This window comes from Shigella sp. FC1544, assembly GCF_001722145.1.
GTDB classification, from domain to species: domain Bacteria; phylum Pseudomonadota; class Gammaproteobacteria; order Enterobacterales; family Enterobacteriaceae; genus Escherichia; species Escherichia coli.
The window spans coordinates 1-14,473 of sequence record NZ_MECT01000591.1 but is presented as its reverse complement, the minus strand read 5'-3'; the positions used below and the strand labels follow the sequence as shown (position 1 = coordinate 14,473).

The 14,473-nt window shown below is 50.9% G+C and carries 12 protein-coding genes and 4 pseudogenes; 9 read left to right on the top strand and 7 right to left on the bottom strand.

Features of this window, described 5'->3' with window-relative positions; all coding sequences use genetic code 11:
• A pseudogene (locus BGK49_RS24430) lies at positions 1-290 on the top strand (IS1-like element IS1X2 family transposase); the annotation flags it as partial.
• Here BGK49_RS24430 and rarD read toward each other — a convergent pair.
• Positions 284-1,189: pseudogene (gene rarD, locus BGK49_RS24425) on the bottom strand (EamA family transporter RarD). The pseudogenes BGK49_RS24430 and rarD sit on opposite strands and share 7 nt — an antisense overlap.
• A gap of 51 nt (positions 1,190-1,240) precedes the next feature.
• Complete coding sequence (gene yigI, locus BGK49_RS24420) at positions 1,241-1,708, bottom strand: acyl-CoA thioesterase YigI (RefSeq protein WP_005044882.1); 468 nt, start codon at positions 1,706-1,708, stop codon at positions 1,241-1,243.
• 164 nt (positions 1,709-1,872) lie between these two features.
• Between yigI and pldA the strand changes: the two genes are divergently transcribed.
• The 3 genes from pldA to rhtC all read left to right on the top strand — a co-directional run bounded on the left by pldA (position 1,873) and on the right by rhtC (position 5,388).
• Positions 1,873-2,742: a phospholipase A gene (gene pldA / locus BGK49_RS24415; protein WP_001259700.1), complete on the top strand. Its 870-nt coding sequence runs from the start codon at positions 1,873-1,875 to the stop codon at positions 2,740-2,742.
• 132 nt (positions 2,743-2,874) lie between these two features.
• Complete coding sequence (recQ, locus tag BGK49_RS24410) at positions 2,875-4,704, top strand: ATP-dependent DNA helicase RecQ (protein WP_000035581.1); 1,830 nt, start codon at positions 2,875-2,877, stop codon at positions 4,702-4,704.
• A gap of 63 nt (positions 4,705-4,767) precedes the next feature.
• Positions 4,768-5,388 (top strand): threonine export protein RhtC, encoded by a 621-nt coding sequence (gene rhtC / locus BGK49_RS24405; protein ID WP_000928821.1) that lies wholly within the window; start codon positions 4,768-4,770, stop codon positions 5,386-5,388.
• 61 nt (positions 5,389-5,449) lie between these two features.
• Here the strand turns inward: rhtC and rhtB are convergent.
• Positions 5,450-6,070 (bottom strand): annotated as a pseudogene (rhtB, locus tag BGK49_RS24400) (homoserine/homoserine lactone efflux protein).
• Positions 6,071-6,180: 110 nt separating this feature from the next.
• Between rhtB and pldB the strand changes: the two are divergent.
• From pldB to bioP, 3 genes are all read left to right on the top strand, one after another.
• Positions 6,181-7,203 (top strand): lysophospholipase L2, encoded by a 1,023-nt coding sequence (pldB, locus tag BGK49_RS24395; RefSeq protein WP_000487666.1) that lies wholly within the window; start codon positions 6,181-6,183, stop codon positions 7,201-7,203.
• A 7-nt stretch (positions 7,204-7,210) separates the two neighbouring features.
• Positions 7,211-8,011 (top strand): sugar/pyridoxal phosphate phosphatase YigL, encoded by an 801-nt coding sequence (gene yigL, locus BGK49_RS24390; protein ID WP_000285352.1) that lies wholly within the window; start codon positions 7,211-7,213, stop codon positions 8,009-8,011.
• A 75-nt stretch (positions 8,012-8,086) separates the two neighbouring features.
• Entirely contained in the window at positions 8,087-8,986 is a 900-nt protein-coding gene (gene bioP / locus BGK49_RS24385) for a biotin transporter (RefSeq protein WP_001196227.1), read from the top strand.
• Here bioP and metR read toward each other — a convergent pair.
• Entirely contained in the window at positions 8,874-9,827 is a 954-nt protein-coding gene (gene metR, locus BGK49_RS24380; protein ID WP_000573621.1) for an HTH-type transcriptional regulator MetR, read from the bottom strand. The genes bioP and metR overlap by 113 nt on opposite strands.
• Positions 9,828-10,062: 235 nt before the next feature.
• On the opposite strand from metR, the gene metE reads away from it, so the two are divergent.
• On the top strand, positions 10,063-12,324 hold the full coding sequence (gene metE, locus BGK49_RS24375; protein WP_000153990.1) for a 5-methyltetrahydropteroyltriglutamate--homocysteine S-methyltransferase: 2,262 nt from the start codon (positions 10,063-10,065) through the stop codon (positions 12,322-12,324).
• Between the two features lie 121 nt (positions 12,325-12,445).
• Here the strand turns inward: metE and BGK49_RS31485 are convergent, their stop codons facing one another.
• The 3 genes and pseudogenes from BGK49_RS31485 to tssD all read right to left on the bottom strand — a co-directional run bounded on the left by BGK49_RS31485 (position 12,446) and on the right by tssD (position 13,969).
• Positions 12,446-12,568 carry a hypothetical protein gene (locus tag BGK49_RS31485; protein WP_001230617.1) on the bottom strand — a complete coding sequence of 41 codons (123 nt, stop codon included), beginning with the start codon at positions 12,566-12,568 and terminating at the stop codon, positions 12,446-12,448.
• 40 nt (positions 12,569-12,608) lie between these two features.
• Entirely contained in the window at positions 12,609-12,854 is a 246-nt protein-coding gene (locus BGK49_RS24370; RefSeq protein ID WP_000627421.1) for a hypothetical protein, read from the bottom strand.
• Positions 12,844-13,969: pseudogene (gene tssD, locus BGK49_RS31345) on the bottom strand (type VI secretion system tube protein TssD). The gene BGK49_RS24370 and the pseudogene tssD overlap by 11 nt, the downstream one beginning before the upstream one ends.
• Before the next feature lie 357 nt (positions 13,970-14,326).
• Between tssD and BGK49_RS24355 the strand changes: the two are divergent.
• The coding region (locus BGK49_RS24355; protein ID WP_001393286.1) for an IS1 family transposase at positions 14,327-14,473 on the top strand (147 nt) is incomplete at its 3' end.

Genomic DNA, 14,473 nt, shown 5'->3' with positions numbered 1-14,473 from the left:
CGCACGTCTTCGGTGAACGCACTCTGGCCACACTGGAGCGTCTTCTGAGCCTGCTGTCGGCCTTTGAGGTCGTGGTATGGATGACGGATGGCTGGCCGCTGTATGAATCACGCCTGAAGGGAAAGCTGCACGTTATCAGCAAGCGTTACACTCAGCGCATTGAGCGACATAATCTGAATCTGAGACAACATCTGGCAAGGCTGGGACGGAAGTCACTGTCGTTCTCAAAATCGGTGGAGCTGCATGACAAGGTCATCGGGCATTATCTGAACATAAAACACTATCAGTAAGTTGGAGTCATTACCCTTTTTCTACGCTGCGTATAAATCGCATCCATCACAAAAATTGCCAGCGCCACCCAAATAAAGGCGAAGGTCACCATCTAATCGGCACCCGGTTTTTCACCATAAAACGTCACTGCCAACAGGAACATCAGCGTCGGGCCAATATACTGGAAGAAGCCTAACGTGGAGAGACGCAGGCGTGTAGCAGCTGCGGTAAAACACAACAGCGGTACGGTGGTGACAATACCGGCGGCGATCAGCAGCAAATTCAGCAACATCGGGTTTTGCCCCATATGGCTGGTTGAGCTGTCGGCAATAGCAAACAGATAAATCGCCGCCACGGGCAGCAGCCACATGGTTTCGATTAACATGCCGGTTTGCGCTTCAACGGCAATTTTCTTGCGTACCAGTCCGTAGAAGGCAAAACTAAACGCCAGCCCCAGCGCGATGATTGGCAGCGAACCAAAAGTCCACAACTGAACCAACACGCCACATATCGCCAGAATCACCGCCAGCCATTGCATCCGGCGGAATCGCTCGCCGAGGAAAATCATCCCCAGCACAATGTTCACCAGCGGGTTAATAAAGTAACCAAGGCTCGCTTCCAGCATATGGTGATTGTTCACCGCCCAGATAAACAGTAGCCAGTTGCCACCAATCAGCACGGCAGAGACTGCCAGCATAAAAATTTTCTGTGGCGTCTGAATCAGCGTTTTTAAATAGGACCACTGGCGGCAAATGCTCATCAGCACCACCATAAAGAAAAACGACCAGATCACGCGATGCGTCAGGATCTCATCGGCGGGCACGTAGTAAATCAGCTTGAAGTATGCTGGCGCAATACCCCAAATAAAATAAGCGGCAAGAGCGAGTAATACGCCCTGCCGCGTTTGTTTTGCATCCATCGGGAATACTCATTTTTAATTGGTAACAGCAGTTTACCTGCTTTTATGTCTTCAACCTACCATATAGGTGGCGGTGGCACTGGCAATATAAAGCTGTTCTTCATTGTGTAATTCAACGCGGGCGACGGCGACTTTATTGCCTGCACGCAACAGGCTACTGGTAGTAGTAAAACGCTCGCCCCTGCCTGGGCGCAGATAATCAACGCGAAGATCAATGGTCCCCATCCGCGATAGCCGCTGGCGTAGTTCATCTTCACTGATGGTTTCGTGGCGGGTTAAGGTACTTCCCACGCACACCAGACCGGCGGCGACATCCAGCGCCGACGCAATGACTCCGCCGTGCAAAATGCTTTGCGCCCAGTTACCCACCATCATCGGCTGATTTTTAAAGGCCAGCTGTGCGAACTCTTTTTCGTAACGCTCCAGCTCCATCCCTAACGCGCGGTTAAATGGCATGTGATAAACAAACATCTCACCCACTAATTTCAGGGCTTGTTCAGCGGTCAGTACGGCAGACATATCATCCTTACACTTCATTGGTTAATGAAATGTTGATTTTATGCTTCTTTGTTGTTGGTTTCTACTTTAGGAAGGGATAACTAACGGCAATGGAGTTAAGTATGTAAAATAGCCCGCAGAAAAACATTCACCTTATCAATAATTCGTTACGGAGAACACGACCGATGCGGACTCTGCAGGGCTGGTTGTTGCCGGTGTTTATGTTGCCTATGGCAGTATATGCACAAGAGGCAACGGTGAAAGAGGTGCATGACGCGCCAGCGGTGCGTGGCAGTATTATCGCCAATATGCTGCAGGAGCATGACAATCCGTTCACGCTCTATCCTTATGACACCAACTACCTCATCTACACCCAAACCAGCGATCTGAACAAAGAAGCGATTGCCAGTTACGACTGGGCGGAAAATGCGCGTAAGGATGAAGTAAAGTTTCAGTTGAGCCTGGCATTTCCACTGTGGCGTGGGATTTTAGGCCCGAACTCGGTGTTGGGTGCGTCTTATACGCAAAAATCCTGGTGGCAACTGTCCAATAGCGAAGAGTCTTCACCGTTTCGTGAAACCAACTACGAACCGCAATTGTTCCTCGGTTTTGCCACCGATTACCGTTTTGCAGGTTGGACGCTGCGCGATGTGGAGATGGGGTATAACCACGACTCTAACGGGCGTTCCGACCCGACCTCCCGCAGCTGGAACCGCCTTTATACTCGCCTGATGGCAGAAAACGGTAACTGGCTGGTAGAAGTGAAGCCGTGGTATGTGGTGGGTAATACTGACGATAACCCGGATATCACCAAATATATGGGTTACTACCAGCTTAAAATCGGCTATCACCTCGGTGATGCGGTGTTGAGTGCGAAAGGACAGTACAACTGGAATACCGGTTACGGCGGCGCGGAGTTAGGCTTAAGTTACCCGATCACCAAACATGTGCGCCTTTATACTCAGGTTTACAGCGGCTATGGCGAATCGCTCATCGACTATAACTTCAACCAGACCCGTGTCGGTGTAGGAGTTATGCTAAACGACTTGTTTTGATGAACGGTTGAGTGGTTGGCAAATCTGGAACCCAGCATCCAGGATTACCCTCTCAGAGACTAAAAGCATTGCAGTTTCTCGCGCAGGCGCTGAAAATAGCGCCTGTTTTTATTTCAGGCAATCGGGGTGAATGTGGCGCAGGCGGAAGTGTTGAATCTGGAGTCCGGAGCTAAACAGGTTTTACAAGAAACCTTTGGCTACCAACAGTTTCGCCCCGGCCAGGAAGAAATTATCGACACTGTGCTTTCCGGTCGCGATTGCCTGGTCGTCATGCCCACCGGTGGCGGAAAATCCCTTTGCTATCAAATTCCTGCCTTATTGCTAAACGGCCTTACCGTGGTTGTTTCACCGCTGATTTCGTTGATGAAAGATCAGGTGGATCAACTGCAAGCCAACGGCGTGGCGGCGGCGTGCCTTAACTCGACGCAAACCCGCGAGCAGCAACTTGAAGTGATGACAGGCTGCCGCACCGGGCAAATTCGTCTGCTTTATATCGCCCCGGAACGCCTGATGCTGGATAACTTTCTTGAGCATCTGGCGCACTGGAATCCGGTGTTATTAGCCGTTGATGAAGCGCACTGTATCTCCCAATGGGGCCACGATTTCCGCCCGGAATATGCCGCGCTTGGTCAGTTACGCCAGCGTTTCCCGACCCTGCCGTTTATGGCGCTGACTGCCACAGCCGACGACACCACGCGCCAGGATATCGTGCGCTTGCTGGGGCTGAACGATCCGCTGATTCAAATCAGCAGTTTTGACCGTCCGAATATTCGCTACATGCTGATGGAGAAGTTCAAACCGCTCGATCAGTTGATGCGCTACGTGCAGGAACAGCGCGGTAAGTCAGGCATTATCTACTGCAACAGCCGCGCGAAAGTAGAAGACACCGCTGCGCGCCTGCAAAGCAAGGGAATTAGCGCGGCGGCCTATCATGCTGGGCTGGAAAATAATGTTCGCGCCGACGTGCAGGAAAAATTTCAGCGCGATGACCTGCAAATTGTGGTGGCGACGGTGGCGTTCGGCATGGGCATCAATAAACCAAACGTTCGCTTCGTGGTCCACTTTGATATTCCGCGCAATATCGAATCCTATTATCAGGAAACCGGTCGCGCCGGGCGTGATGGCCTGCCCGCGGAAGCGATGCTGTTTTACGATCCGGCCGATATGGCGTGGCTGCGCCGTTGCCTGGAAGAGAAGCCGCAGGGGCAGTTACAGGATATCGAACGTCATAAACTCAATGCGATGGGCGCTTTTGCCGAAGCGCAAACTTGCCGTCGTCTGGTATTGCTGAACTATTTTGGCGAAGGGCGGCAAGAGCCGTGCGGGAACTGCGATATCTGCCTCGATCCGCCGAAACAGTACGACGGTTCAACCGATGCTCAGATTGCCCTTTCCACCATTGGTCGTGTGAATCAGCGGTTTGGGATGGGTTATGTGGTGGAAGTGATTCGTGGTGCTAATAACCAGCGTATCCGCGACTATGGTCATGACAAACTGAAAGTCTATGGCATGGGCCGTGATAAAAGCCATGAACATTGGGTGAGCGTGATCCGCCAGCTGATTCACCTCGGCCTGGTGACGCAAAATATTGCCCAGCATTCTGCCCTACAACTGACAGAGGCCGCGCGCCCGGTGCTGCGCGGCGAATCCTCTTTGCAACTTGCCGTGCCGCGTATCGTGGCGCTCAAACCGAAAGCGATGCAGAAATCGTTCGGCGGCAACTATGATCGCAAACTGTTCGCCAAATTACGCAAACTGCGTAAATCGATTGCCGATGAAAGTAATGTCCCGCCGTACGTGGTGTTTAACGACGCAACCTTGATTGAGATGGCTGAACAGATGCCGATCACCGCCAGCGAAATGCTCAGCGTTAACGGCGTTGGGATGCGCAAGCTGGAACGCTTTGGTAAACCGTTTATGGCGCTGATTCGTGCGCATGTCGATGGCGACGACGAAGAGTAGTCAGCAGCATAAAAAAGTGCCAGGATGAAGACTCCGTAAACGTTTCCCCCGCGAGTCAAATGTATGTTGATGTTATTTCTCACCGTCGCCATGGTGCACATTGTGGCGCTTATGAGCCCCGGTCCCGATTTCTTTTTTGTCTCTCAGACCGCTGTCAGTCGTTCCCGTAAAGAAGCGATGATGGGCGTGCTGGGTATTACCTGCGGCGTTATGGTTTGGGCAGGGATTGCGTTGCTTGGCCTGCATTTGATTATCGAAAAAATGGCCTGGCTGCATACGCTGATTATGGTTGGCGGTGGCCTGTATCTCTGCTGGATGGGTTACCAGATGCTACGCGGTGCACTGAAAAAAGAGGCTGTATCTGCGCCTGCACCACAGATTGAGCTGGCGAAAAGCGGGCGCAGTTTCCTGAAAGGTTTACTGACCAATCTCGCTAATCCGAAAGCGATTATCTACTTTGGCTCGGTGTTCTCATTGTTTGTCGGTGATAACGTTGGCACTACCGCGCGCTGGGGCATTTTTGCGCTGATCATTGTCGAAACACTGGCGTGGTTTACCGTCGTTGCCAGCCTGTTTGCCCTGCCGCAAATGCGCCGTGGTTATCAACGTCTGGCGAAGTGGATTGATGGTTTTGCCGGGGCGTTATTTGCCGGATTTGGCATTCATTTGATTATTTCGCGGTGATGCCAGACGCGTCTTCAGAGTAAGTCGGATAAGGCGTTTACGCCGCATCCGACATTATTTTTCACGCATGCCTCGCCGATGCTAACAGCGCTCCCACCAGCATAAACAACGAGCCGAAAATCTTATTCAGCGCCTTCATCTGCTTTGGTCCTTTAATCCATAGAGCAATCCGTTGAGCAAGGGTGGCGTAACCGATCATCACAATAATATCGACTACAATAGTGGTGACGCCGAGCACGATATACTGCATCAGTTGCGGCTGCTGTGGCATGATGAATTGCGGAAATAGCGCCGCCAGAAACACAATACTTTTGGGATTGGTGAGATTCACAAAAACTGCGCGCTGGAACAAATGTCGACGCGATTGAGTAGAGGCCAGCGATTTAAGGTCAATTGCACCAGCGGCGCGCTACTGCTGGATTCCCAGCCAAATCAAGTAAGCCGCGCCTGCCCACTTCAACACTTCAAACGCAATCACTGAGCGGGAAAATAGCGTCCCCAACCCCACGCCAACCAGCACAATATGAATCGCCAGTCCGGTCTGAAGCCCAGCAATAGACGCCACCGCGCCGCGATAACCGTGGTTGAGCGAGGTGGTCATAGTGTTGATTGCACCAGAGCCTGGCGACAGGCTTAAAATGATCGATGTCAGCAGGTAGGCAAACCACCATTCTAAGGTCATGATGAACTCCCGGTGTGTCTATTTTTGTGCCACAATACGCTACTGTCGCAGCGTTGTGTCAGGCACGCTAAAAAAAACGATTTTACGTGGTTTAAGAGGCAGATTACCCGATGTTTCAGCAGCAAAAAGACTGGGAAACAAGAGAAAACGCGTTTGCTGCTTTTACCATGGGACCGCTGACTGATTTCTGGCGTCAGCGTGATGAAGCAGAGTTTACTGGTGTGGATGACATTCCGGTGCGCTTTGTCCGTTTTCGCGCACAGCACCATGACCGGGTGGTAGTCATCTGCCCGGGGCGTATTGAGAGCTACGTAAAATATGCGGAACTGGCCTATGACCTGTTCCATTTGGGGTTTGATGTCTTAATCATCGACCATCGCGGGCAGGGACGTTCCGGTCGCCTGTTAGCCGATCCGCATCTCGGGCATGTTAATCGCTTTAATGATTATGTTGATGATCTGGCGGCATTCTGGCAGCAGGAGGTCCAGCCCGGTCCGTGGCGTAAACGCTATATACTGGCACATTCGATGGGCGGTGCGATCTCCACATTATTTCTGCAACGCCATCCAGGTGTATGTGACGCCATTGCGCTAACTGCGCCAATGTTTGGGATCGTGATTCGTATGCCGTCATTTATGGCACGGCAGATCCTCAACTGGGCCGAAGTGCATCCACGTTTCCGTGATGGCTATGCAATAGGCACCGGGCGCTGGCGCGCGTTGCCGTTTGCTATCAACGTACTGACCCACAGCAGACAGCGATATCGACGTAACTTACGCTTCTATGCTGATGACCCAACGATTCGCGTCGGTGGGCCGACCTACCATTGGGTACGCGAAAGTATTCTGGCTGGCGAACAGGTGTTAGCCGGTGCGGGTGATGACGCCACGCCAACGCTTCTCTTGCAGGCTGAAGAGGAACGCGTGGTGGATAACCGCATGCATGACCGTTTTTGTGAACTCCGCACCGCCGCGGGCCATCCTGTCGAAGGAGGACGGCCGTTGGTAATTAAAGGTGCTTACCATGAGATCCTTTTTGAAAAGGACGCAATGCGCTCAGTCGCGCTCCACGCCATCGTTGATTTTTTCAACAGGCATAACTCACCCAGCGGAAACCGCTCTACAGAGGTTTAAATTTCTTATGTACCAGGTTGTTGCGTCTGATTTAGATGGCACGTTACTTTCTCCCGACCATACGTTATCCCCTTACGCCAAAGAAACTCTGAAGCTGCTCACCGCGCGCGGCATCAACTTTGTGTTTGCGACCGGTCGTCACCACGTTGATGTGGGGCAAATTCGCGATAATCTGGAGATTAAGTCTTACATGATTACCTCCAATGGTGCGCGCGTTCACGATCTGGATGGTAATCTGATTTTTGCTCATAACCTGGATCGCGACATTGCCAGCGATCTGTTTGGCGTAGTCAACGACAATCCGGACATCATTACTAACGTTTATCGCGACGACGAATGGTTTATGAATCGCCATCGCCCGGAAGAGATGCGCTTTTTTAAAGAAGCGGTGTTCAAATATGCGCTGTATGAGCCTGGATTACTGGAGCCGGAAGGCGTCAGCAAAGTGTTCTTCACCTGCGATTCCCATGAACAACTGCTGCCGCTGGAGCAGGCGATTAACGCTCGTTGGGGCGATCGCGTCAACGTCAGTTTCTCTACCTTAACCTGTCTGGAAGTGATGGCGGGCGGCGTTTCAAAAGGCCATGCGCTGGAAGCGGTGGCGAAGAAACTGGGCTACAGCCTGAAGGATTGTATTGCGTTTGGTGACGGGATGAACGACGCCGAAATGCTGTCGATGGCGGGGAAAGGCTGCATTATGGGCAGTGCGCACCAGCGTCTGAAAGACCTTCATCCCGAGCTGGAAGTGATTGGTACTAATGCCGACGACGCGGTGCCGCATTATCTGCGTAAACTCTATTTATCGTAATCGTTCTTTATTTGGTCAGTTGTCAACCTGATACTTCGCTACAATGGATACTCGTTAATCAAAGAGTTTTCCATTGTGGCGCTACTTATCATCACCACGATTCTGTGGGCCTTCTCCTTTAGCTTTTATGGCGAGTACCTTGCGGGGCACGTCGATAGCTATTTTGCGGTGCTGGTGCGCGTTGGCCTGGCGGCACTCGTTTTTCTGCCGTTTCTGCGTACCCGTGGCAATAGCCTGAAAACAGTCGGCCTGTATATGCTGGTGGGCGCGATGCAGCTCGGCGTGATGTATATGCTGAGTTTCCGCGCTTATCTCTATCTGACGGTTTCCGAACTGCTGCTGTTCACCGTACTGACGCCGCTCTACATCACGCTGATTTATGACATCATGAATAAGCGCCGTCTGCGCTGGGGATATGCTTTTAGTGCCTTGTTGGCGGTGATTGGTGCCGGGATTATTCGCTATGATCAGGTCACCGACCATTTCTGGACTGGCTTGTTGCTGGTGCAACTCTCCAATATCACTTTTGCCATCGGCATGGTGGGTTACAAACGCCTGATGGAAACTCGCCCGATGCCGCAGCATAACGCCTTTGCGTGGTTCTATCTTGGCGCGTACCTGGTGGCGGTAATTGCATGGTTCTTGCTGGGAAATGCGCAGAAAATGCCGCAAACCACGTTGCAATGGGGCATTCTGGTGTTTCTTGGCGTGGTGGCTTCCGGGATTGGCTACTTTATGTGGAACTACGGCGCGACGCAGGTGGACGCCGGAACGCTGGGAATTATGAATAATATGCACGTTCCGGCAGGGCTGCTGGTAAACCTGGCTATCTGGCACCAACAGCCGCACTGGCCAACGTTTATTACAGGCGCGCTGGTGATCCTGGCCTCACTGTGGGTGCATCGTAAGTGGGTCGCTCCGCGCTCTTCACAAACGGCAGATGATCGCAGGCGTGATTGCGCGCTGAGCGAATAAACGCTTCCGTAACTGGCTGACGCTGCTCGCCATCGCGCACGGCGGCGTACAGTCGGCTCCACAAGCCTTCGCCCAGGGTTTTGGTCACCACCAGACCCTGGCGCTCAAAACTCTCTACTACCCAATGCGGTAGCGCGGCAATACCCATCCGCGCGGCAACCATCTGAATCAACAATAAGGTGTTATCGACGCTTTTCAGTGACGGACTGACGCCTGCCGGCTGAAGAAAATGCCGCCAGACATCCAGTCGACTACGCTGCACCGGATAAATTAATAGCGTCTCGCTGGCGAGATCTTCCGGTGTAATACGCGTTTTTGCCGCCAGTGGATGGTCAGGTGCTAACACCAGACGCACTTCATAGTCGAACATCGGCGAATAATGCAGACCACTGCGCGGCAGAATATCGGACGTCATTACCAGATCCAGCTCTCCCTGTTGCAAGGCGGGCTGCGGGTCAAATGTCACGCCCGATTTAAAGTCCATCTCGACCTGCGGCCAGTTCTTATGGAAATTTTCTAACGCGGGCGTCAGCCACTGTATACAGCTATGGCACTCAATGGCAATGCGCAGACGCGTCTGCTGCGGTTCATTGCAGGCTTGCAGTGCCTGGCTAATTTGTGGCAGCACCTGGTTTGCCAGTTGCAACAGGATTTCTCCCTGCGGTGTAAAGCGAAGCGGCTGGCTTTTACGCACAAATAGCCGGAAGCCAAGGCGTTGTTCCAGATCGCTAAACTGGTGAGACAGGGCGGATTGCGTCTGATGCAACGTCGCCGCAGCGGCTGCGAGTGAGCCGCAGTTCCGCAACGCTTGTAGCGTTTTCAGATGTTTTACTTCGATCATGAAAGTCCTTCACTTCGGCATGAATAATTTGCGCTTGAGGAATATACAGTAACCGCCAATTATGGATGTGTAAACATCTGGACGGCTAAAATCCTTCGTCTTTTAAATTTATGGTGCGTTGGCTGCGTTTCTCCACCCCGGTCACTTACTTCAGTAAGCTCCCGGGGATGAATAAACTTGCCGCCTTCCCTAAATTCAAAATCCATAGGATTTACATATAATTAGAGGAAGAAAAATGACAATATTGAATCACACCCTCGGTTTCCCTCGCGTTGGCCTGCGTCGCGAGCTGAAAAAAGCGCAAGAGAGTTATTGGGCAGGGAACTCCACGCGTGAAAAACTGCTGGCGGTAGGGCGTGAATTGCGTGCTCGTCACTGGGATCAACAAAAGCAAGCGGGTATCGACCTGCTGCCGGTGGGCGATTTTGCCTGGTACGATCATGTACTGACCACCAGTCTGCTGCTGGGTAACGTTCCGGCGCGTCATCAGAACAAAGATGGTTCGGTAGATATTGACACCCTGTTCCGTATTGGTCGTGGACGTGCGCCGACTGGCGAACCTGCGGCGGCAGCGGAAATGACCAAATGGTTTAACACCAACTATCACTACATGGTGCCGGAATTCGTTAAAGGCCAACAGTTCAAACTGACCTGGACGCAGCTGCTGGAGGAAGTGGACGAGGCGCTGGCGCTGGGCCACAACGTTAAGCCTGTGCTGCTGGGGCCGGTTACCTGGCTGTGGCTGGGGAAAGTGAAAGGTGAACAGTTTGACCGCCTGAGCCTGCTGAACGACATTCTGCCGGTTTATCAGCAAGTGCTGGCAGAACTGGAGAAACGCGGCATCGAGTGGGTACAGATTGATGAACCCGCGCTGGTACTGGAACTACCACAGGCGTGGCTGGACGCATACAAACCCGCTTACGACGCGCTCCAGGGACAGGTGAAACTGCTGCTGACTACCTATTTTGAAGGCGTTACGCCAAATCTCGACACGATTACTGCGCTGCCTGTTCAGGGACTGCATGTGGACCTTGTACATGGTAAAGATGGCGTTGCTGAACTGCACAAGCGCCTGCCTTCTGACTGGCTGCTGTCTGCGGGACTGATCAATGGTCGTAACGTCTGGCGCGCCGATCTTACTGAGAAATATGCGCAAATTAAGGACATTGTCGGCAAACGTGATTTGTGGGTGGCATCTTCCTGCTCGTTGCTGCACAGCCCCATCGACCTGAGCGTGGAAACGCGTCTTGATGCAGAAGTGAAAAGCTGGTTTGCCTTCGCCTTACAAAAATGCCATGAACTGGCACTGCTGCGCGATGCGCTGAACAGTGGTGACACGGCAGCTCTGGCAGAGTGGAGCGCCCCAATTCAGGCGCGTCGTCACTCTACTCGTGTACATAATCCGGCGGTAGAAAAGCGTCTGGCGGCGATCACCGCCCAGGACAGCCAGCGTGCGAATGTCTATGAAGTGCGTGCTGAAGCCCAGCGTGCGCGTTTTAAACTGCCAGCGTGGCCGACCACCACGATTGGTTCCTTCCCGCAAACCACGGAAATTCGTACCCTGCGTCTGGATTTCAAAAAGGGCAATCTCGACGCCAACAACTACCGCACGGGCATTGCGGAACATATCAAGCAGGCCATTGTTGAGCAGGAACGTTTGGGACTGGATGTGCTGGTACATGGCGAGGCCGAGCGTAATGACATGGTGGAATACTTTGGCGAGCACCTCGACGGATTTGTCTTTACGCAAAACGGTTGGGTACAGAGCTACGGTTCCCGCTGCGTGAAGCCACCGATTGTTATTGGTGACGTTAGTCGCCCGGCACCGATTACCGTGGAGTGGGCGAAGTATGCGCAATCTCTGACTGATAAACCGGTGAAAGGGATGCTGACTGGCCCGGTGACCATTCTCTGCTGGTCGTTCCCGCGTGAAGATGTCAGCCGTGAAACCATCGCCAAACAAATTGCGCTGGCGCTGCGTGATGAAGTGGCGGACCTGGAAGCCGCAGGAATTGGCATCATCCAGATTGATGAACCGGCGCTGCGCGAAGGTTTACCGCTGCGTCGTAGCGACTGGGATGCATATCTCCAGTGGGGCGTGGAGGCCTTCCGTATCAACGCCGCCGTGGCGAAAGATGACACACAAATCCACACTCACATGTGTTATTGCGAGTTCAACGACATCATGGATTCCATTGCGGCACTGGATGCAGACGTCATCACCATCGAAACCTCGCGTTCCGACATGGAGTTGCTGGAGTCGTTTGAAGAGTTTGATTATCCGAATGAAATCGGTCCAGGCGTCTATGACATTCACTCGCCAAACGTACCGAGCGTAGAATGGATTGAAGCCTTGCTGAAGAAAGCGGCAAAACGCATTCCGGCAGAGCGCCTGTGGGTCAACCCGGACTGTGGCCTGAAAACGCGCGGCTGGCCAGAAACCCGCGCGGCACTGGCGAACATGGTGCAGGCGGCGCAGAATTTGCGTCGGGGATGATGAATATTAACGAGTCACTGTAAATTGCAGTACGATGAAAGAGGCAAAACTGCCTGATACCAGGCCTACATAATTTATGCAATTTATTGAATTTTTGAGTTTTGTTGGCCGGACAAGGCGTTCACGCCGCATCCGGCATGAACAACGCGCACTTTGCCAATAATCTGATGGCTTCCATCACCGGAAGCCATTTTGCTATCTGCGCCCGTTCAGATACAGAAATAACCGAATCATTTTTACGCAAAATATAATCCTGAGCGATTTGTTCAGTAATCAACGCTACGTTATTTATTCTCACTTTTCACGAAATTGTATCCCTTTTCAGTAACGTGGTAGTGAGGCATAGACTTATGTCCGCTATCCTCAATAATAACCAAACCCTCGTTAGCTAATTTGTTAACAATGTTAACAACATTACCGAATCCTGGAATTTGCCTTATGGATAGTGTGCGATCGAGATTCATCCAGTTCCAGTTTATATCTTTCTCAGCCATAACTTTCAGTACGTTAATTTCAGTTTCAGTTATCATAGTCAAGTGCATCCTGGTGGTATAAGTCATTAAGTTCTCCCTTAAGTTTATAATCTTCTAGAGTAGCAGTATGCGTATGATTCCAGAGTGCATAGCCTGCGTCACCATCAGGTTGTCCTGTTTCCCAACCAAGATTACAGTAACGCTGATATTCCCGACACTCATGAGTATAGAAGTTAAGATCTACTTGTTCTGGGGGGATTTTTCCTTTCTCAATGTCTTTCAGTCTATAGATCATCACTTCATTTACAGGGTCATGACCAAATCTGGCTATGTGTTTTTCAACAATAGCGATACCTTCCCTGTTGATTGTTACGCCATCTGTCGTCAGATTTTCTATTGGACCACCGGCAAGGTCGGGATTAAATGGTCTTCCTGATACTGCTCCTCTGGCTCCGAAATGCTCAAGTGATTCCAAATCAGGGAGTCTCATTCTCCCCAGAACTGCTCCAGCAACTATTGAAGCACCAGCGATGAGTAACCCTTTGTTATCCATAAATTGATCGTAACCAGCAGGTGCATCTCCCCCCAACTTGTCTGCTGTTTCCCTGAATCCTTCGATATTCCCATTGTATATGCCGCCAGCAGCAAGCAGTCTGCCAACCGCTTTACTATTAAGTGTTTTGAACCATTACCAGCTTTAGTTTTTGGTCGTGGTATAAACAGACGGTTGTAGTTATCGGGAAATGCCAAATAACTAAATTCAGTATTAGCAATCAGATGCCTGGAGAGTATATATTCATAACTGACAGTGATGGCTTCTGTATCCAGATTGTTCTCAGTAAACAGGTGATTGATTGCTGATAAGAGCGCGCCGCGGAGTTGAATGTTGTAATATTTCTCCCATCGACCAAATCTATTGATCCGATAGAAGTCAAACGCCATGAACAACTGCTCGTTATTGTTAATAGCGTTAATAAGAATTTACAGAAACTAAGGCCATGCAATTGTGACCCTTTGCCTGCATTCGTAATACTATTAGAGAGCGAGAACGCGAAGATTTCATCTTCATGGCCAATCTGCCAGCGATTACCTATTGATGCGCTCGTTCCACAAAGAGAGGAAATACATCCTTGTTGTTCTCCGGTTATGGTCAAGTAAATAATATCACTCATCCTTAAAAAACCTTTTGTTAATTCTTTTGTGAAAGAGAAATAGTATTGTTGTTTTTTTTACATTTATTTACGCCTAAAAGTGATGAACTAAAATGTGAAAAACAAATTGTTTCACTTTAATATCTTTTTATCAGGAAGGTCTGAGATGATTTATAATTAATGTGAATGTGTTGATAATAATTAATGTTTGTTTGTGAATGGGAGTAGATGGTAAATCTCTAAGGTGTCTTCCATTGAAGAGACTCATTTATGACTATGACTTGCCGACTTTCTTAAGGTCAAATAGCGGAGTCGTAATCTCCGGTGATGCTGCCAACTTACTGATTTAGTGTATGATGGTGTTTTTGAGGTGCTCCAGTGGCTTCTGTTTCTATCAGCTGTCCCTCCTGTTCAGCTACTGACGGGGTGGTGCGTAACGGCAAAAGCACTGCCGGACATCAGCGCTATCTCTGCTCTCACTGCCGTAAAACATGGCAACTGCAGTTCACTTACACCGCTTCTCAA